The sequence below is a fragment of the Bradyrhizobium sp. 604_D8_N2_3 genome, assembly GCF_051810765.1.
GTDB classification, from domain to species: Bacteria; Pseudomonadota; Alphaproteobacteria; order Rhizobiales; family Xanthobacteraceae; genus Bradyrhizobium; species Bradyrhizobium barranii.
The window spans coordinates 8,540,483-8,558,554 of record NZ_JBPWPM010000001.1 but is presented as its reverse complement, the minus strand read 5'-3'; the positions used below and the strand labels follow the sequence as shown (position 1 = coordinate 8,558,554).

At 65.1% G+C, this 18,072-nt stretch carries 19 protein-coding genes; 15 read left to right on the top strand and 4 right to left on the bottom strand.

From position 1 onward, the window contains the following. Window positions 1-88 precede the first annotated feature (88 nt). From AB7245_RS41135 to AB7245_RS41120, 4 genes are all read left to right on the top strand, one after another. A complete protein-coding gene (locus AB7245_RS41135; protein WP_014491754.1) occupies window positions 89-334 on the top strand; it encodes an acyl carrier protein in 246 nt (81 codons plus the stop codon). After that, window positions 321-1,703: a class I adenylate-forming enzyme family protein gene (locus AB7245_RS41130; RefSeq protein WP_439035602.1), complete on the top strand. Its 1,383-nt coding sequence runs from the start codon at window positions 321-323 to the stop codon at window positions 1,701-1,703. The genes AB7245_RS41135 and AB7245_RS41130 overlap by 14 nt, the downstream gene beginning before the upstream one ends. After that, the gene (locus tag AB7245_RS41125) at window positions 1,696-2,418 is read left to right on the top strand and encodes an SDR family NAD(P)-dependent oxidoreductase (RefSeq protein ID WP_071909394.1); all 723 of its coding nucleotides are present in this window, start codon (window positions 1,696-1,698) and stop codon (window positions 2,416-2,418) included. The genes AB7245_RS41130 and AB7245_RS41125 overlap by 8 nt, the downstream gene beginning before the upstream one ends. A 125-nt stretch (window positions 2,419-2,543) precedes the next feature. Continuing rightward, window positions 2,544-2,753, top strand: a complete 210-nt coding sequence (locus AB7245_RS41120) for a hypothetical protein (protein ID WP_094183850.1) — start codon at window positions 2,544-2,546, stop codon at window positions 2,751-2,753. Window positions 2,754-2,757: 4 nt separating this feature from the next. Here the strand turns inward: AB7245_RS41120 and AB7245_RS41115 are convergent, their stop codons facing one another. Continuing rightward, entirely contained in the window at window positions 2,758-3,135 is a 378-nt protein-coding gene (locus tag AB7245_RS41115; RefSeq protein WP_085398979.1) for a hypothetical protein, read from the bottom strand. 223 nt (window positions 3,136-3,358) lie between these two features. Here AB7245_RS41115 and AB7245_RS41110 point away from each other — a divergent pair, with 223 nt between their 5' ends. Continuing rightward, window positions 3,359-4,513 carry a DUF3095 domain-containing protein gene (locus AB7245_RS41110; RefSeq protein ID WP_085398980.1) on the top strand — a complete coding sequence of 385 codons (1,155 nt, stop codon included), beginning with the start codon at window positions 3,359-3,361 and terminating at the stop codon, window positions 4,511-4,513. Here the strand turns inward: AB7245_RS41110 and AB7245_RS41105 are convergent. The 3 genes from AB7245_RS41105 to AB7245_RS41095 all read right to left on the bottom strand — a co-directional run bounded on the left by AB7245_RS41105 (window position 4,510) and on the right by AB7245_RS41095 (window position 7,046). Next, on the bottom strand, window positions 4,510-4,944 hold the full coding sequence (locus tag AB7245_RS41105) for a DUF2147 domain-containing protein (RefSeq protein ID WP_439035601.1): 435 nt from the start codon (window positions 4,942-4,944) through the stop codon (window positions 4,510-4,512). The genes AB7245_RS41110 and AB7245_RS41105 overlap by 4 nt on opposite strands. Window positions 4,945-5,050: 106 nt before the next feature. Further along, window positions 5,051-6,436, bottom strand: a complete 1,386-nt coding sequence (locus tag AB7245_RS41100; RefSeq protein WP_085398982.1) for an MATE family efflux transporter — start codon at window positions 6,434-6,436, stop codon at window positions 5,051-5,053. Between the two features lie 82 nt (window positions 6,437-6,518). Continuing rightward, window positions 6,519-7,046, bottom strand: a complete 528-nt coding sequence (locus tag AB7245_RS41095; RefSeq protein WP_063985731.1) for a GNAT family N-acetyltransferase — start codon at window positions 7,044-7,046, stop codon at window positions 6,519-6,521. A gap of 232 nt (window positions 7,047-7,278) precedes the next feature. Here AB7245_RS41095 and AB7245_RS41090 point away from each other — a divergent pair, with 232 nt between their 5' ends. From AB7245_RS41090 to AB7245_RS41045, 10 genes are all read left to right on the top strand, one after another. After that, a complete protein-coding gene (locus tag AB7245_RS41090; RefSeq protein ID WP_063985730.1) occupies window positions 7,279-7,875 on the top strand; it encodes a superoxide dismutase in 597 nt (198 codons plus the stop codon). Between the two features lie 215 nt (window positions 7,876-8,090). Then, window positions 8,091-8,702 (top strand): permease, encoded by a 612-nt coding sequence (locus tag AB7245_RS41085; protein ID WP_085398983.1) that lies wholly within the window; start codon window positions 8,091-8,093, stop codon window positions 8,700-8,702. After that, window positions 8,699-9,199, top strand: a complete 501-nt coding sequence (locus AB7245_RS41080) for a hypothetical protein (RefSeq protein WP_008138982.1) — start codon at window positions 8,699-8,701, stop codon at window positions 9,197-9,199. Before AB7245_RS41085 ends, AB7245_RS41080 begins: the two co-directional genes overlap by 4 nt. A 44-nt stretch (window positions 9,200-9,243) precedes the next feature. Further along, a complete protein-coding gene (locus AB7245_RS41075) occupies window positions 9,244-9,480 on the top strand; it encodes a hypothetical protein (RefSeq protein ID WP_085398984.1) in 237 nt (78 codons plus the stop codon). A 2-nt stretch (window positions 9,481-9,482) separates the two neighbouring features. After that, window positions 9,483-10,235 carry a metal ABC transporter ATP-binding protein gene (locus AB7245_RS41070; RefSeq protein WP_071909401.1) on the top strand — a complete coding sequence of 251 codons (753 nt, stop codon included), beginning with the start codon at window positions 9,483-9,485 and terminating at the stop codon, window positions 10,233-10,235. A 6-nt stretch (window positions 10,236-10,241) separates the two neighbouring features. Then, on the top strand, window positions 10,242-11,111 hold the full coding sequence (locus AB7245_RS41065; protein WP_085398985.1) for a metal ABC transporter permease: 870 nt from the start codon (window positions 10,242-10,244) through the stop codon (window positions 11,109-11,111). A 2-nt stretch (window positions 11,112-11,113) separates the two neighbouring features. After that, the gene (locus tag AB7245_RS41060; RefSeq protein ID WP_085398986.1) at window positions 11,114-11,977 is read left to right on the top strand and encodes a metal ABC transporter solute-binding protein, Zn/Mn family; all 864 of its coding nucleotides are present in this window, start codon (window positions 11,114-11,116) and stop codon (window positions 11,975-11,977) included. Window positions 11,978-12,031: 54 nt separating this feature from the next. Then, a complete protein-coding gene (locus tag AB7245_RS41055) occupies window positions 12,032-13,075 on the top strand; it encodes a CobW family GTP-binding protein (RefSeq protein WP_014491771.1) in 1,044 nt (347 codons plus the stop codon). Continuing rightward, entirely contained in the window at window positions 13,075-14,094 is a 1,020-nt protein-coding gene (locus AB7245_RS41050) for a WD40 repeat domain-containing protein (protein WP_085398987.1), read from the top strand. The genes AB7245_RS41055 and AB7245_RS41050 overlap by 1 nt, the downstream gene beginning before the upstream one ends. A gap of 211 nt (window positions 14,095-14,305) precedes the next feature. Continuing rightward, complete coding sequence (locus AB7245_RS41045; protein WP_135214790.1) at window positions 14,306-17,848, top strand: FG-GAP-like repeat-containing protein; 3,543 nt, start codon at window positions 14,306-14,308, stop codon at window positions 17,846-17,848. Window positions 17,849-18,072 lie beyond the last annotated feature (224 nt).

Here is an 18,072-nt window from a genome sequence, read left to right as displayed (position 1 = left end):
TTCTGTCGGGTAAACAACACGGGCCTTGGGGAGGCGGTCATCAAGAGCCGCTGCAACACGAACCATCAATAACAAGAGTGAGCCAGCCATGTCGGTAAGGTCTAAGGTCATCGAAGCGATCCAGCAGATCGCCAAGGAGCAGCACGTCACGCTTCCTGCGCTCTCGGACGATCTGTCCCTGCACGAGACGGGTTTCGATTCCCTCGCCTTCGCAATTCTGGTGGCGCGCCTCGAGGACGAGACCGGCGTCGATCCCTTCACCATTTCTGAGGACGTAGCGTTCCCCGCCACCGTGGGCGATTTCGTGCGGGCCTACGAAAATGTCCCCGCGTGAGATTTTCGCGCTTCGCGACTATCTAAGCCCGGAGCTCAAGAGCCGCACGATCTCCGACGCCCATCATGTGGTGTCGCTGACGGACGTCCTGGGGCATACGGTCCTGGGCGGCCGCCTGCGTGAGCTGGCGGGCCGATCTGTCCTGCTGAAGCTGTCGGACCAGCTCAAGTCGGGCCTCGCCATGATCGAGCTCGACGGTGTCGCGCGGCGCATGCTGCTGTGCCCGCCCGATCTCAATCCTGACCACCTCGACGCGCTGATCGCGGACGCCGAGATCGATGCCGTTGTCACCGATGAGCCCGCGCAGTGGGCCGCAAAGACAATCGCGCTCGCCGTCACCGCGCAATTGCCGCTTCAGGCCGCCACGCCGGCCAGGACCGAACGCGGCACGGAATGGCTGATGCTGACGTCCGGCACGTCGGGCGTACCAAAGATCGCCGGCCACACGCTGGAAGCACTGACGGGCGCCATCGTCGCCGAAGGTCCTGCGCGCGGACTCGCGCCGGTCTGGGCGACATTTTACGACATTCGCCGCTATGGCGGTCTGCAGATCTTCCTGCGCGCCATCCTCTCGGGCGGCTCGATGGTGCTGTCCGATCCGCACGAAGCGCTCGGCGACCACGTCGCGCGGCTGAACACTCGCGGCGTCTCCCATATCTCCGGCACGCCATCGCACTGGCGCAAGCTCTTGATGAGCGGCTCGGCCGCACAGTTCGCGCCGGGATACGTCCGTCTGTCCGGCGAGATCGCCGACCAGGCGGTGCTCGACGGCCTGAAGGCCGCGTTCCCCAATTCCTCCGTCGGTCATGCCTATGCCTCGACCGAGGCAGGCGTCGGCTTTGCCGTGAATGATGGGCTGGAGGGCTTTCCGGCCGATTATCTCGGCAACCGCAACGGTGTCGAGATGAAGGTCGTGGATGGCTCGCTGCGCATCCGCTCGACGCGCACGGCGCATGCTTACATCGGCCGCAATGTAGCCGCGCTGACTGATGACGACGGGTTCGTCGACAGCGGCGACATCGTCGAGTTGCGCGGCGACCGCTATTATTTCGTCGGCCGCCGCGGCGGCATCATCAATATCGGCGGGCTGAAGGTTCACCCCGAGGAGATCGAGGCGGTCATCAATCGTCATCCTGACGTGCGGATGTCGCGGGCGAAATCGCGCCGCAGCCCGATCACCGGCGGCATCGTCGTCGCCGACGTGATCCTCGCCGACGGCACCGATCAGGCGCGGGCAAAGGAGATCCGCGACCAGATCCTGGATCGGTGCCGCGCGCAGCTCGCTTCTCACAAGGTGCCGGCGGTGATCCGCTTCGTCGAGGCGCTCGACGTCACTCCGGCCGGCAAACTGGCGCGCACCGATGCATAATGTCCTCGTCACCGGCGGCAGCCGCGGCATCGGCCTTGCGATCGGCAAGCGGCTGGCTGATGCCGGCTATAATGTGATTGCGGCGGCACGGCGCGAGAGCGAAGAGCTCAGGGCGGCGATCGGCCTCTCCGAAGGGCGCCTGCATTTCCGCGCCTGCGACCTCGCCGTGATCGACGCGATCCCGGCCTTCGCGAAGCTTATCCGCGACGAGTTCGGCCCGATCTACGGCCTCGTCAACAATGCCGGCCTCGGCACCGAAGGCCTGCTCGCCACCATGCACAATTCCGAAATCGAGGCGCTGGTGCAGCTCAACGTGCTGTCGCCGATCATCCTCTCCAAATATGTCGCGCGCCAGATGATGGCCGACGGCGCCGGCCGCATCATCAATATGTCCTCGATCATCGCGACCACGGGCTACAACGGCCTGTCCGTCTACGGCGCGACCAAGGCCGCCGCCACCGGCTTCACCCGCTCGCTCGCGCGCGAGGTCGGCAAGCTCGGCATCACCGTGAATGCGATTGCGCCGGGCTTCATCGACACCGAGCTGACCCACAATCTCTCCGACGAAGGACGCAAGCGCATCGCCGGCCGCAGCGCGCTGCGTCGCCTGCCGGAGACCGATGATGTCGCGCGCATGGTCGAATATCTCCTCGGCGAGGGCGGTCGCAACGTCACCGGCACCGTGTTCACGATCGATGCGGGGAATACGGCGTAAGCGGAACTCCGCCGCCACAATTGAGTTGATCCGGGCGATGACATCAAGCCGGAATTGGTCGTAAGATGCCCCGCAATCGGTTGGGTTATGTCAATCGATCTGCCCCAATCGACAGGGAGCAGTCCATGGCCACTTCAAACATGACCGCTTCAAATCAAGCCCGGATCGAGGAGCCTCGCGCGAAGCCGGACGATGTCCATTGCCCCCCGATGACGCATCAGAATTCCGGCGGACACGGTCATGAAATGTATCCGCAGCAATTCGTGCGCCTGGTCGGCTGCCACGACCTCTCTCTCGACGCCCTGCGCAAGCGCGAGGCCGAAAAGCTGCACTAGGCGTTCACTTCGGCAGGTCAATCCGCTCGCGTGAAAATTCCGGCGGCCCTTCGGTCAGGCGGCGGATGCGGCGTTCGCGTTCGTCCGTTGGCAATGCGGGGTCGAGCAGCCGCTCGATCTCGTGCACGGCCAGCGCCTCGATCTTGGTGGCGTCGGATGCGACCGGCTGGGCCGACGAGAATGCCGGGGGCGCGACCTTCAGGCCCAGTTCGACCAGCTTGCAGATCGCAGCCGAACGCGACAAGTGATGAGCTTCAGCCCAGGCGTCGACGGCCGCGGTCAGTCCTTCCGGCATCTTCACCGCGCTGAGCGGATCGAGCCCCGTACGCCGGTGCACCGGAGCGGTCGAGTCCTTGTTGTCGAAGTCGGGCACTTCGATCATCCCATCAATCTCTGGAGATGCCCCGACCATAGCCGCTCTTCCGGCCGGCTGTTTGACGCCGATCAATGACGGATCGCGCCATTTGCGCCGGCGCGATCTTGTTGTCCGGGTGCATTTCGGCCAATGATCGGGAATCGAAAGAGGGGCGCCGGCCGGCGAACCCGGATCGATCCTGCCTCGTATCTTTCCTCGGACGCGCTTCCCAACCATCCGGCATCACCCGATGACATCAGGCGAATCCTTCTACGGCGGCATTCCCGTCTTCCGCGGCTTCACGAGCCTGATGGACCCCGCGCTCTATGCGCCGCTGCCGGATGATTGGAACATCGGCGTCGCCGATATCGTCGATTCCACCAAGGCGATTGCGGCGCAGCGCTACAAGGCGGTCAACATGGCCGGTGCGGCCGTGATCGCGGCGGTGACGAACGCATTGGAGGGGCGCGAATTCCCCTTCGTGTTCGGCGGCGACGGCGCGAGCTTTGCGGTCGCGCCTTCTGATGTCGAACGCGCCCGCGAGGCGCTGGCCGCGACCGCGACCTGGGTGCGGGAAGACCTCGATCTGAAGATGCGCGTCGCGCTGGTGCCGGTGAGTGCGATCCGCGCCCAAGGGCTCGACGTGCGCGTCGCGCGCTTCGGTCCGTCGGCCAATCTGTCCTATGCGATGTTTTCCGGCGGCGGGCTCGCCTGGGCCGACGCCGCCATGAAGCGCGGCGAGTTCGCGGTCGCCGAGGCGCCCGCCGGCACGCAGCCCGATCTTTCCGGCTTGTCCTGCCGCTTCGAGGTGATGCCGTCCGCGCGCGGTCTGATCCTGTCGGTGCTGGTGATGCCGGCGCGCGGTGTCGATCCGCATGCTTTCCGCAAGGTGATCGAGGACATCATTCATCTCGTCGAGCGCAGTCCGGATGGCGGCCGCCCGGTGCCGCCGCAGGGGCCGCCGCTGAAATGGCCGCCGCAGGGGCTGGAATTCGAAGCCCGCACCAAACGCGGCGGTCCGCTGGTCGCGCGCCGCGCCCGCGTGCTGGCCTACACGCTGTTCGTCTATCTGATCATGCGTTTCGACCTCAACGTCGGCGGTTTCGTGCCAAACGTCTACAAGCGCCAGGTGGTCGAGAATTCTGACTTCCGCAAATATGACGACGGCCTGCGCATGATCCTCGACTGCACCCCGCAGCTCGAGCGCGCGTTGAGCGACCGTCTCGCGGCTGCGGCGCGCGACGGCGTCGTGCGCTACGGCCTCTACCAGCAGGACGCCGCGATGATGACCTGTTTCACGCCATCAGCCCTGCGCAGCGACCACGTCCATTTCATCGACGGCGCGCGCGGCGGCTACGCGTCGGCGGCAACGGCGTTGAAGGCGATGATGGCAGGCGCGAGCTAGCGTCCCGCGCGCGTCCAGGTCTCGCCGCCGCAGAGCGCGCCGACGCAGCCTTCGACCCGCAGCGAATCCGCACCCGTCACGGAGACGTTGCTCGCATAGGTGCTGCCGTCATCGGCATTGTAGATCTGGCCCGACCATTTGTTCGGCCCTGAGGGCTCCATGCCGCTGAACAGCGGCAGGCCGATCATCGCGCGTTTGGCGAGCGCGGGATTGGGATTCTTGCTGTCGGTCGCAGGCTGGCCAGTCGCGGTGTCATAGGGCTCGCGCAGCCAGACGATATGGCCGCAGATGCCGCCGCCGCATTTGCTGATCTTGACGCGCGCATCGCCGGCCTGAGTCAGCCAGGTCCCTTCGGCGCTCTGCGCGTGGGCGGCAGTCGCACCAAACAGCGTAGTCAGGATGACGGAAAGGATGGCGAATCTGCCGAACATAGAGAGCCCCCGAAAATGGAGGCGCCTCCATAGCAGTCCGGCAGGATAGTGCAACGCTGGATGGAATCACATTCCTGCGTTTATCTGCCCGCTTATTTGCCTGCGCTCATTTGCCCCAGCGGGCGAAGGCGACCGAGGCTGCGGTCGAAAGTCCGAACACGACCATGGCGCCGCCGACCAGTGCGAACAAGGTCCAGGCCGGCGCCTGCGCAGTCATTAGACCGACGCCGCCGATCGCGACGATCAGCAGCCTCGCCGTGGAAGCCAGCACCGGACCGCCGACGCGCGCCGCGCCTTGCGAGGAGAAGTACAGCGACACGCCCATGCCGAAGAACGCGAAGGCCGGGCCGGCCCAGTGGAAATAGCTGTGCGCCGCCGCGGCGACGCCGGGATCCCCGGTGAAGAGCGATACCCACAGCGCCGGATCAAGCGCGATGACGAGGCCGATCAGGCCGACGGTCAATCCCGAAGCCGCGGCTGCGGTCCAGGCGACACGCCGCGCGCGTTTCACATGTCCGGCGCCCATCGCCATGCCGACCATCGGCACCGAGGCGATGCCGAAGGCGAAGGTGATCGGGATCAGCAGGAATTCCAGCCGCGAGCCGATGCCGTAGCCGGCCAGCATCTCGGTGCCGAAGGTCGCGAGGATTTTTGTGAAGATCAGAATCGTGAGCACGGTCTGGAGCGGCGACAGACAGGCGACCGCGCCGACCTTGAGGATGTCCAGGAACATCGCGCGTTCGAAATGGAAGGCGCGGACCTTCAGCGGCAGCCGGCTGCGGCCGGACAGGAGATACCAGAGGAAGAAGATCGCCGCGCAGGTGAAGGCGATCAGCTGGCCGGCGGCGACACCGGGCATGCCGAATTGCTTCACGCCGAACAGGCCGAGCCCCAGCGTGCCGCCGAGCGCGATCTGGAGCGCGCTCGCCCCGATCAGCGTCATTGAAGGCAGGCGCATGTCGCCGGTGCCGCGGATCACCGAGGCCAGCGTGTTGACGAGCCAGATCGCGACCGCGCCGGAGAACAGCATTTGCGAATAGCCGCTGGCTTCCTCGAGCACGCGCTCGCGTCCGCCGAGCAGCGTGAAGAAGCTGCGGCCGAAAGCTAGCATCATCACCGTGAAGAACAGCCCGCCGCAGAGGCCGATGATGGCGGCATGCAGCGCCAGCGTCGCGGCGCGGTCACGATCGCCTGCGCCGAGCGCGCGGCTGATCGCGGACGAAACGCCACCGCCCATTGCGCCCGCGCTCATCATCTGCGTCAGCATCGCGAACGGAAACACTAGCGCGATCGCCGCCAGCGGAATGGTGCCGAGCCGGCCGATATAGGAGGTCTCGGCAATCGCAACCAGCGTGCTGCCGACCATCGCGATCATGTTGGGGATCGCGAGCCGCAGCAGTGTCGGCAGGATCGGCGCCGTCAGCAGGCTCGCAATGGGGGAAGCGACCGGTGCACGTGGCGGCGCGGCGTCTGCGGAGGCGTCGATCGTCATGTTCACCGGGCGGAATATTGGATGACGATCGACATCTTATCGGGCGCAGCATCTTCGCGCCAGTCCTCCCCTCACGCAGGGCTCACCAGGGCAGGCCGCATAGGTCGATGGTGCCCAGCGTCGGCGCGCGGACGATGTTGAAGACGTAGGGCGCCATGTAGTCGAAGCGGATCCGACCCTCCGGCTGCTCGCAATAGACCTCGCCCTTGAAGGGCAGCCAGCTGCGGGCCTCGTAGAACGCAAAATTGTTCGATTCGGAGAACAGCAGCCCGAAACGGACCGCCTCGTTGGCGCGCATGGTGTGGATGGCTGCGTCGATCGCCATGGTCGCGTAGCCGCGGCCGCGCCGGTCCTCGCGGGTGCAGACCCCGCCGATGCCGCCGATGTGAACCTTCTGTCCATTCCAGGTGACGGTACGGAAGTAGATGCCGACGTGGCAGACGAGGCCGTCCTCGGGCGTCTCGATCAGCACGCGAAGGTCGGCATTGGCCCATTTAACGTGGCTCCACGACGGCTTCTCGGCGGCGTCGCGTCCCCAGACCGCACTGAGCAGGGGCTGTGCGATCCGCCACGAAGCGTCGCCGTTCAGGATGTCGATCTCGATGCTCATTGCCTTCTCTTTCGCATCTCCGCGCCGTGGTGCGTTCGTTCTGCCATAAGCGCCTCAAAGGCAATGATATTTTACGGCCTGTCGAAGCGCGCCCCACGATGCGTCGATTTTATGCAATCCGGCCAATCGGCCGCATCACGCAATTTCGCAAATTGGCGGTATTTAACGGCGGTGGAACCTTCTATAAGAGTCCCCGTTAAGCCAGTTCCCCATCAGTCGCGGACAACAACCCATGACCTTTACGCTGCCCCCACTCCCTTACGCCTATGACGCCCTCGGCCAGTTCATGTCGAAGGAGACGCTGGAATTCCACCACGACAAGCATCATCAGGCCTACGTCACCAACGGCAACAACGCGCTTAAGGGCACCGAATGGGAAGGCAAGTCCCTTGAGGAGATCGTCAAGGGCTCGTTCGGCAAGAACCCGGCCGTGTTCAACAATGCCGGCCAGCACTACAACCACATCCACTTCTGGAGCTGGATGAAGCCCAATGGCGGCGGCACCAAGCTGCCGGGCAAGCTCGAGAAGAAGATCAACGAGGACCTCGGCGGCTTCGAGAAGTTCAAGACGGACTTCCAGGCGGCCGGCGTTGGCCAGTTCGGCTCCGGCTGGGCTTGGCTGCAGGTCAAGAACGGCAAGCTCGAGATCGCCAAGACCCCGAACGGCGAGAATCCGCTGGTGCACGGCGCTACCCCGATCCTCGGCGTGGACGTCTGGGAGCACTCCTACTACATCGACTATCGCAACCGCCGTCCGGACTATCTGAAGGCTTTCGTCGAGAACCTCGTGAACTGGGAATACGTCGAGTCCCTGTTCGACAAGGCCTGAGCCATCACACTTTCCGGGTGCGGCGTCGCCGCTCCGGGATGACGAACTCGAAGAGGCGGTCGCATGCGCGGCCGCCTTTTTGCTGTGCGGAATTCGACTGCTGCTTCGCATGGCCCTGCGCGAGATGCGCATCGCTTCCCATCATCGTACTGTTTGCATCGCATGGGCGGCGCCCTTAATCAGGATGGGCATCACCCTCGAGCCCACCGAGCCCGTTGTCAGAGCCTTCCCCGAACAATCCGGCGCCTGCCGAGGACGCGGAGTCCGAGCCGCGGCCGGGGCGTGTGCGCAAGCCGATCGGCTGGTCGACCATCATCATCGCGGTGCTGGTGGCGGTGAGCGCGGGCCTGGTCTGGCGGCGTGATGGCACAGACGGTGTCCTGGAGATTCTCACGCACGACCTCTCGCTGTTCGGCGGCATCCTGCCGCGCGTGCTGGCGGGCTGCCTGCTCGGGGCCTTCATCTCCGAAATCCTGCCGCACGAAAAAGTCTCGCGCTCGCTCGGGCCGAAATCGGGCCTGATGGGCCTTTTGATCGGCACCGCCTTCGGCGCGATCCTGCCGGGCGGACCCTTCACCGCCTATCCGGTGGCGAGCGCGCTGCTCGCTGTCGGCGCCGATTTCGGCGCCACCATCGCCATGGTCGTGAGCTGGACCCTGATCGGGTACGGCCGCGCGGTGGCCTGGGAAATCCCGATCATGGGCACCGACTTCACACTGTGGCGGATCCTGATCTCGCTGCCGCTGCCGGTGCTCGCCGGCGCGCTCGGCCGCTTCGTCTATGTCCGGATCTATCCGCAGCCGGCCGCGAAGGACGACGAGACTTGAGCGCGGCGCTTCTGATCGACATCCTGCTGTGGGGCTCGGTGTTCGGCGTCGGCCTGATCGCCTTCCGCCGCGGCCCACCGGTGTTCAAGGCCTCGCTCCGCGAAGGCTCCATGGACTTCATCAACATCGTGCCGCGCATTGCGCTCGGAGTGATCGGCTCCGGCTACATCGCCGCCATCATCCCGCAGGAGGTGATCACCGGCTGGCTCGGGCCGGACAGCGGCTGGCTCGGGGTTGCGACCGCCGTGGTCGCCGGCGCCGCCACCCCCGGCGGACCCGTGATCGGCTTTTCCATCGGCACGGTAGCGCTGAAGTCGGGCGGTGGGGTGCCGCAGGTGGTCGCCTATGTCGTGGCCTGGGCCCTGTTCGCCTTCCAGCGGGTGATTTTATGGGAAATCCCGTTCATGCCGGCCCGGTTCGTCTGGTTCCGCTGCGCCGTCTCGGTGCCGTTCCCGTTCGTCGCCGCCGCCATCGCGATGGTGATCGGCAAGCCCTGAGCCGGCCGTGGACAGGGGTAATGTTATAATATAACGTCGCTGGCATGGTTCCCGCCGCGTCCCACGCCCATCACCACGACCACGTTCATGACCATTCTCATGGCGACGGGCATTCGCATGGGCACGACCATACCCACGCCCATGTCCATGATGCGGCCTCGCCCCATCCGGCCCAGGACGCGCCTTGGTCGATCCTGCGCATGACCATGGCCGGCCGCCTCGCGGCCGCGCTTGCCGTCTGCGCCGTGCTCTGGGGCGTGGTCTTCCTGGCGATGAGGTGACCATGGCGGCCGTGCACTTCCATAATGTCACGCTCGGCTACGACCGGCATCCGGCCGTGCATCATCTCAACGGCGAGGTCGCCTCCGGTGCGCTGGTCGCCGTGATCGGCCCGAACGGCGCCGGCAAGTCGACGCTGTTGCGCGGCATCGTCGGCATCCTCCGGCCGCTCGACGGCAGCATCCATCTCGGCGGGCTCGATAGCCGCGATATCGCCTATCTGCCGCAGAGCGCGGAGATCGACCGCAGCTTCCCGATCTCGGTGTTCGACTTCGTCGGCACCGGGCTGTGGCGCGACGCGGGCCTGTTCGGGGGCATCGGCAAGGCTGCGCGGGAGAAGATCCTGCGCGCGATCGCCTCCGTCGGCCTCAACGGCTTTGAGAACCGCCCCATCGGCACGCTCTCGGGCGGGCAGATGCAGCGCATCTTGTTCGCGCGCGTGCTGCTCCAGGACGCGCGCCTGATCGTGCTCGACGAGCCCTTCAACGCCATCGACAGCAAGACCACGGCCGATCTGCTCGCGCTGGTGAAGCACTGGCACGGCGAAGGCCGCACCGTGCTCGCCGCGCTGCACGACATGGAAATGGTGCGCAACCATTTCACCGAAACACTGGTGCTGGCGCGCGGCCCCGTGGCCTGGGGACCGACGGCGGAGGTGCTGACGCCGGAAAACCTGCTGGTCGCGATGCGGATGTGCGAGGCTTTTGACGATAGTGCCACGGCTTGCGCCGAGGACGGACACTCGCGGGCGGCGTGATCGCAGATGATCTATGACGCGCTGATCGGCCCGTTCACCGAATTCGAGTTCATGCGGCGCGCGCTCGCCGCCGTGATCGCGCTGTCGCTGGCGGGCGCGCCGATCGGCGTGTTCCTGATGCTGCGGCGGATGAGCCTCGTCGGCGATGCCATGGCGCATGCGATCCTGCCTGGCGCGGCCGTCGGCTTCCTGCTCTCCGGCCTCAATCTGTTCGCGATGACGGCCGGCGGCCTGGTTGCAGGCTTTGCGGTTGCGATCCTCGCCGGCGTGGTCGCGCGTTCGACCGGGCTGAAGGAGGACGCCTCGCTTGCGACCTTCTATCTGGCCTCGCTGGCGCTGGGCGTCACCATCGTCTCGATCAAGGGCACCAACATCGACCTGTTGCACGTGCTGTTCGGCAACATTCTCGCGATGGACGACCAGACCCTGCTGGTGGTGGCCTTCAACGCCACGGTGACGCTGCTGGTGCTCGCGGTGATCTATCGCCCGCTGGTGATCGAGAGCGTCGATCCCCTGTTCCTGCGCACCGTCAGCCGCGCCGGCGGTCCCGCGCATCTCGCCTTCCTCGCGCTCGTCGTGATCAACCTCGTCAATGGCTTTCAGGCGCTGGGCACGCTGCTCGCGGTGGGCCTGATGATCCTGCCGGCGGGCATTGCCCGGTTCTGGTCGCGCGATCTCACTGTGATGATCTGCATCGCCGTCGTCGCTGCCGCCGTCTCGGGCTATGCGGGCCTTGTGCTGTCGTTCCAGACCCGCGTGCCGTCGGGCCCTGCGATCATTCTGCTGGCGACGGTGCTTTACATCGTCTCGGTGCTGTTCGGCCGCGTCGGTGGTATCGTCCGGCAGATGTTTCCCGGCCGGCATCTGGAAGCGTGACGATGCGGCGTCTCCTGCTTTGTGTGCTCCTGCTGATCGCCTCGCCGCTGCATGCGGCCGAGCGGCTCAACGTCGTCGCGAGCTTCTCGATCCTCGGCGATTTCGTCCGGACCGTTGGCGGCGATCGGGTCGACGTCACGACGCTGGTCGGCCCCGACAGCGACGTCCACGTCTACACGCCCGCGCCAAGCGATGCGAAGCGGATTGCGGATGCAAACCTCGTCATCGTCAACGGGCTCGGCCTCGAAGGCTGGCTGCCCCGTCTGGTGCAGTCCGCAGGAAGCAAGGCGCAGGTGGTCACCGTGAGTGCCGGCATCGTACCGCTGAAGCTCGGCTCGGCCGCGGATCCGCATGCCTGGCAGTCCGTCCCCAACGCCAGGATCTATGTGAGCGACATCGCCAATGCGCTGGCCGCGGCCGACCCTGACGACGCCGAGTTCTTCCGCGCCCGGGCAAAGGCCTATCTGGACAAGCTCGAAGCGCTCGACCGCGAGGTGCGGGAGGCCGTGGCGAAAATCCCGCCGGAGCGGCGCAAGGTGATCTCCACCCACGACGCCTTCGGCTATTTCGCCGCCGAATACGGTGTCCAGTTCGTGGCCCCCTTGGGGGTCTCCACGGAGACCGAGCCCAGCGCGCGGGACATCGCCGCCATCATCGGCCAGATCAAGGCCCAAAAGATCCCGGCTGTGTTCCTGGAAAACATCAGTGATGACCGTCTGATCCGGCGGATCGCGGCCGAGACCGGGGCCAAGGTCGGCGGGACCCTGATTTCGGACGGTTTGACCGGCGAAAAGGGGCTTGCACCCACTTACATTGATATGGTCAGGCACAATATAAAGGCCCTGACCAGCGCGCTTGACCACTAGGGCAGGGGGCCACCCCGCCTCGCGTCGCGCGGAAAAGCCCGACCCGGAGTTGTCATGTCTGAAGCGTCCCAAAAAATTCCCGTGACCGTGCTGACCGGCTATCTCGGCGCCGGCAAGACCACGCTGTTGAACCGCATCCTGTCGGAAAACCACGGCAAGAAATACGCCGTCATCGTCAACGAATTCGGCGAGATCGGCATCGACAACGATCTCATCATCGGCGCCGATGAGGAAGTGTTCGAGATGAACAACGGCTGCATCTGCTGCACCGTGCGCGGCGACCTCGTGCGCATCATGGACGGCCTGATGAAGCGCAAGGGCAAGTTCGACGCCATCATCGTCGAGACCACCGGCCTTGCCGATCCCGCGCCTGTCGCCCAGACCTTCTTCGTCGACGAGGACGTGCAGAAGAACGCGCGGCTCGACGCGGTCGTCACGGTCGCCGACGCCAAATGGCTGTCCGACCGGCTCAAGGATGCGCCCGAGGCCAAGAACCAGATCGCGTTCGCCGACGTCATCGTGCTGAACAAGACCGATCTCGTCACCAAGCCGGAGCTTGCCGAGGTCGAGGCCCGCATCCGCGCCATCAACCCCTATGCCAAGCTGCATCGCACCGAGCGCTGCTCGGTCGCCCTGGCGGACGTGCTCGACCGCGGCGCCTTCGACCTCGACCGCATCCTCGACATCGAGCCGGATTTCCTGGAGGCCGATGATCATGACCACGACCATGATCATCACCACCATGGCCACGACCATCACCACCATGATCACGGCCACGGCCTGAAGCACTATCACGACGAGGACATGCAGTCGCTGTCGCTCAAGACCGACAAGCCGCTCGATCCGAACGTGTTCATGCCCTGGCTCCAGAACCTGGTGCAGGTCGAGGGCGGCAAGATCCTGCGCTCGAAGGGGATCCTCGCCTTCCACGACGATGATGACCGCTATGTCTTCCAGGGCGTCCACATGATGCTGGAGGGCAACCACCAGCGGAAGTGGAAGGACGGCGAGCCGCGCGAGAGCCGCCTCGTCTTCATCGGTCGCGAATTGCCGGAAAAGGCCATTCGCGAGGGTTTTGAGAGCTGCATCGTCTCGTGATGAAAGAATTTACGCCGGCCCCCGATTCCGCCTCGATCGTCTCCGTCACCGATCGCGTCAAGCCTGTTACGCTCGGCATGGGCGTGACCTCGGTGTATTTCCTCGGGCCCCGCGCCGCCTTCGTCAGCGGCGAGGAGAATGTCGCGTTCGTCGACGCCAAGGGCGAGATCACGACGGTCGCCGTGCATGGCGGCGGCATTCTGTCGACCGCCTCCGATGGCAAGCGCCTCATCATGGGCGGCGACGACGGCAAGGTCGTGTCGCTCGACGCCAAGGGTGAGGTGACGCTGCTCGCCACCGACCCCAAGCGGCGCTGGATCGACGCGGTGGCGCTGCATCCCGACGGGGCCTATGCCTGGTCGGCCGGCAAGACGGCCACCGTCAAGAGCGGCAAGACCGAGGAGAAGTCGCTCGAGGTGCCCTCGACCGTCGGCGGCCTCGCCTTCGCGCCGAAGGGCCTGCGGCTCGCGATCGCGCATTACAACGGCGCGACGCTGTGGTTTCCGAACATGGAAGGATCCGCCGAATTCCTGCCCTGGGCCGGCTCGCATCTCGGCGTCACCTTCAGCCCCGACAACAAGTTCCTGGTCACCACGATGCACGAGGCGGCGCTGCACGGCTGGCGGCTTGCCGACAACAGGCACATGCGCATGACCGGCTATCCCGGCCGCGTCCGTTCGATGTCCTGGAGCGCGGGCGGCAAAGGGTTGGCGACTTCGGGTGCCGACACCATCATCATCTGGCCGTTCGGCAGCAAGGACGGCCCGATGGGCAAGGAGCCCGCGATGCTCGCGCCGCTGCAGGCGCGCGTGTCGGTGGTCGCCTGCCATCCGAAGAACGACATCCTCGCCGCCGGTTACAGCGACGGCACCGTGCTGATGGTGCGGCTCGAGGACGGCGCCGAGATCCTGGTCCGCCGCAATGGCACCCCTCCGGTCGCAGCGATTGCCTGGAACGCCAAGGGCACGCTGCTGGCCTTCGCCGACGAAAATGGGGACGGCGGTCTGCTGGAGCTATGAGGCCGACTATCCACAGCCTCTCCCTGTTATGTTATTTTTGTTATCATGTAACATAACCGACAAGCAGCCTCTGTAGGGTCGCAGATGTAGAGAGCACGGCGTGCAATTTCGAATTGCTGCCGTGCGATCGAATGTGCCTGGCGCCGGTTTTTCCGGGGCCAGTGTGCATTTCGAATCCTCGCATCAACACGCGCCACCGCAGGGAATTCAGATGCCCGTCATCCCCGATCTTCCGACCATCACCAGCATCACAGCGACCGATCCGACCCAGACCGACGCCGGAACGGTGCACTACACCGTCACGTTCTCGAAGCCTGTTCTTGGCGTCACGATTGATCAGTTCAGCCTTGCAACGAGTGGCAGCATCGGCGGCGCGGGCATCACCGACGTGACACCGGTCGCCGGCAGCAATCTTTCGAGCTATACGGTCACGGTGAATACCGGATTCGGCTCCGGCTCGGTGGCGCTCCAGTTCACGGGAAGCAACGTCCACGATACCAATGGTTACTATGTCGGACCGTACCAATCCGAATCGAAGCTGACCGTAAACAGCCCGACGTCCTTCGCGATCGGCGACGTCAACGGAGACGGGAAGCTGGACGTCGTGATGGGGACAAACTTTTTCGTCAACCCGAGCTACGTCAGCGTGGCGCTGAACGACGGCACCGGTCACTTCTCCTCAGCCTCGAACACCTCGAGCCCAGGCCTATTGCCCTTGCTGGCGCTTGCCGATCTGAATGGCGACGGCAAGCTGGACATCGCACAGGTCACCCTCGACGGTACCGTGACTGTTCGTCTCGGCAACGGTAACGGCACGTTCGGGGCCAACACGAGCTATTCCGCCGGCAGCGGCGTCTATCAAACACCTAAAGTGATCGACGTGACCGGCGATGGCGTGCTCGACATCGTCGTCGGCAGTACGGTCCTGCCAGGAAATGGCAACGGTACGTTTGGGACTGCCATCACCACGAATCTCGGGGTCAGCTCCATCGCCTATGGTGACTTCAATGGAGACGGCAAGCTCGACCTCGTGACGAGGAATTCGACCAATCTGGCAATAGCGCTGAGCTTCGGCAATGGTGACGGCACGTTCCAGGCTCCGTCGTCCCCGGTCGGGACGGCGACATCTGTCCTCACCGGCGATTTCAACGGTGACGGCAAGCTCGACATGGCGGCCGTCAGCAGCGCCACAATCTCGATCCTGCTCGGCAACGGCGACGGCACTTTCACCTCGTCCGGGACGACTCTTCAGGCGGCGGGTACGATCGGATCCGGCGCGGTCGCCGACATCAACGGCGATGGCGTGGCTGATCTCGTGGTCGTCGGAACCAACAACACGCTCTCGACCTTCTTCGGTCACGGCGACGGCACGTTCGGGCAAGTGAGGATCTCGCCGCTCGACAAGACCGCCGGGCAGATCGGCGCCGGTGACCTGAACGGCGACGGCAAGGCCGACGTTCTGGTCGGATATCAATTCGGCACCAATCCTTTCACTCAAAGTTCGGGCACCGATATCCTGCTGACCGGTTCATCCAGCGAGACGGGACCGGCGTACACGATCGTACGGACGTCGCCGGCTCTGACCATCACCGACGGGGACGTCACCCTCGGCGCCGACGGCAACAATTACATCAACGCGGCGCATTTCCATGGTGGGGCGACGACGTTGGCCGGCACCGGCAATGCCGGCGACACCATCTCGGTCACCGACGCCATGACTCACGCAGTCGTCGGCACGGCCACGGTCGGCCAGAACGGCACGTGGAGCCTCGGCGTGTCCGGCCTGCAGGACGGCACCACTTACAGCTATGTCGCGGCTGCGACCGACTCCCACGGCAACAGCAGCGTCGGCCCGGCGTTCACCTTCACGGTCGATGCGACCGCATCGCTCGGGATCACGGGCATCAATTTGTCGGCCGACTCGTCGGTGTCAAACCCGAAGGTCACCCTGCAGGGGACGACCGACGTGCCGGCGCAGGTGACCGTCTCGATCGGAGGGACCGACGTGATCGTCTCCAGCGCGACCGGATCGTGGCAGTTCAATAGCCAGGTCGTGCCATACGGATTGACGACGATCGTGGCTAGATTCTCGGATGCCGCAGGCAATGTCGGCGCCTCGCCGACCTATACGCTCATCAGGGGCAACTATACGCTTGTCTCCAGCACGCAGCTCGCCAACGCGGTGGTTGTCGACAGTTTCTTCACCGTGGATTCCAACGCCGCGGAGACCGGCGCGATCGTTCTCTCTGGCGCGGGCGAAATCGTCCGCGGGACCTCGACCGGGGCAACGATATACAATGGTGGGAGCCAAGGGCTCGAATACGGCACGGCGACCGGGACCCTGGTGCAGGCTGGCGCCACTCAGCTCGTGAGCTTCCAGGGGACCGCCAAGGACACGGTGCTTTATGGCACGCAAACGGTCGGCAACACGGCGATCCACACCACGATCAAGTCGGGCGGACTCCAGAACATCTACGTCAACGGCAGCACCTACGGCACCGTCATCGAGGCTCTTGGCACCCAAAGCACGGCCGGCGCCGACCACGATGCGACTGTCTTCGGTACGCAATATGTGACGGGCAGCAGCGCGAATGCCACGATCGGCTCGGGTGGCAATCAATACGATTACGGCACAGCGACCGGCGCAATGGTCCAGAGCGGCGGCTCCCAACACGTCTATCAGGGCGGCAGTGCCAGCGGCACCACCGTTGCTGCGGGCGGCTATCAGGACGTCTACCAGGGGACGGCCACCAACACCGTGCTCGCCGGCAATCAGCAGGTGCTTGCCGGTGGCCAGGCTGCCGGCACCGTCATCAATGCCGGTGGCCGGCAATATGTCGGCTCCGGTGGCGCGACCACCAATACGACCATCGCGATCGGCGGCTTCCAGTATGTCGACGCCGGCGCCACCGACAGCGGTGCGACCATCGCTGGTGGCCGGCAGTACATCGTCGGGTCAACGACGAGCGCGACCGTTGGCGCAGGCGGCGTTCAGTACGACTACGGGACGTCTATCGCGGTTCTTGTCGAGAGCGGCGGCATCCAGCATGTCTATCAGGGCGGCAGTGCGGATGGCACGACCGTTGCGGCGGGCGGCTATCAGGACGTTTCCCAGGGGACAGTCACCAACACCGTGCTCGACGGTGAGCAGCAGGTGCTCACGGACGGCCATGCCACCGGCACCACCATCAATGCCGGCGGGCGGCAATATGTCGGTTCGGGCGGCGCAACCACCGCCACGACCATCGAGACCGGCGGCTTCCAGTATGTGGACTCCGGCGCCACCGACGGCAGTGCCACGATCAGCGGCGGCTACCAGTTCGTGGCGGGCACGGCGACCGGCGCCACCGTCAGCGGCGGCGGCGAGCAGGATGTCGGCGCAACCGGCATCGCTGCGAATTCGCATCTCGACGGCGGTAGCGAGCATGTCTACGCTGGCGGCCTGCTCCAGAACGTCGATTTCGGCGGCTCGAACGGCGCAACGCTGGTGCTCGACGCGCCGACGGGCCTGTCTGGCGCGATCGCCAATTTCGGCGCTGACGACACCATCGACTTCCGCAACACGGTGGTCAGTAGTGTCGATGTCGACAGCGCGAACAATCTGACGGTCACGACCGACGGCGGCCAGAGCTACTCCTGGGCGCTGCTGGCGCAGTACGCAGCTTCGTCCTTCGTGCTCGCGGCCGACGGCAACGGCGGAACGATGCTGAGCTATGTGCCGCCACAGCAGACCTTGCTCGCGGCCGCTCACTAAGGCAGGCAAAACCAAGACGGACGGGCATTGGCTTCCATAGCGCCGATGCCCGTTCAAATTGACCGCGGCGCAACTCTCGCATGGATCGTCTGTCGATCTTGCGAGGGACCGGTTTCTGCGAGGCACAGGCTCCCTGCGTTATGTTGTTTATCGTTAATGTGTAACATAACCGACAAGCAGTCCCTGTAGGGTCGCAGATGTAGAGAGCACGGCGTGCAATTTCG

Excerpts from the sequence above, each read along its gene's own strand:
- AB7245_RS41070 (WP_071909401.1), top strand. The coding sequence starts at position 9,483 with ATGGCGGCCGTGCACTTCCATAATGTCACGCTCGGCTACGACCGGCAT.
- AB7245_RS41090 (WP_063985730.1), top strand. The coding sequence starts at position 7,279 with ATGACCTTTACGCTGCCCCCACTCCCTTACGCCTATGACGCCCTCGGC.
- AB7245_RS41065 (WP_085398985.1), top strand. The coding sequence starts at position 10,242 with ATGATCTATGACGCGCTGATCGGCCCGTTCACCGAATTCGAGTTCATG.
- AB7245_RS41120 (WP_094183850.1), top strand. The coding sequence starts at position 2,544 with ATGGCCACTTCAAACATGACCGCTTCAAATCAAGCCCGGATCGAGGAG.
- AB7245_RS41110 (WP_085398980.1), top strand. The coding sequence starts at position 3,359 with ATGACATCAGGCGAATCCTTCTACGGCGGCATTCCCGTCTTCCGCGGC.
- AB7245_RS41050 (WP_085398987.1), top strand. The coding sequence starts at position 13,075 with ATGAAAGAATTTACGCCGGCCCCCGATTCCGCCTCGATCGTCTCCGTC.
- AB7245_RS41060 (WP_085398986.1), top strand. The coding sequence starts at position 11,114 with ATGCGGCGTCTCCTGCTTTGTGTGCTCCTGCTGATCGCCTCGCCGCTG.
- AB7245_RS41130 (WP_439035602.1), top strand. The coding sequence starts at position 321 with ATGTCCCCGCGTGAGATTTTCGCGCTTCGCGACTATCTAAGCCCGGAG.
- AB7245_RS41105 (WP_439035601.1), bottom strand. The coding sequence starts at position 4,944 with ATGTTCGGCAGATTCGCCATCCTTTCCGTCATCCTGACTACGCTGTTT.
- AB7245_RS41100 (WP_085398982.1), bottom strand. The coding sequence starts at position 6,436 with ATGACGATCGACGCCTCCGCAGACGCCGCGCCGCCACGTGCACCGGTC.
- AB7245_RS41075 (WP_085398984.1), top strand. The coding sequence starts at position 9,244 with ATGGTTCCCGCCGCGTCCCACGCCCATCACCACGACCACGTTCATGAC.
- AB7245_RS41095 (WP_063985731.1), bottom strand. The coding sequence starts at position 7,046 with ATGAGCATCGAGATCGACATCCTGAACGGCGACGCTTCGTGGCGGATC.
- AB7245_RS41055 (WP_014491771.1), top strand. The coding sequence starts at position 12,032 with ATGTCTGAAGCGTCCCAAAAAATTCCCGTGACCGTGCTGACCGGCTAT.
- AB7245_RS41135 (WP_014491754.1), top strand. The coding sequence starts at position 89 with ATGTCGGTAAGGTCTAAGGTCATCGAAGCGATCCAGCAGATCGCCAAG.
- AB7245_RS41125 (WP_071909394.1), top strand. The coding sequence starts at position 1,696 with ATGCATAATGTCCTCGTCACCGGCGGCAGCCGCGGCATCGGCCTTGCG.
- AB7245_RS41115 (WP_085398979.1), bottom strand. The coding sequence starts at position 3,135 with ATGATCGAAGTGCCCGACTTCGACAACAAGGACTCGACCGCTCCGGTG.
- AB7245_RS41045 (WP_135214790.1), top strand. The coding sequence starts at position 14,306 with ATGCCCGTCATCCCCGATCTTCCGACCATCACCAGCATCACAGCGACC.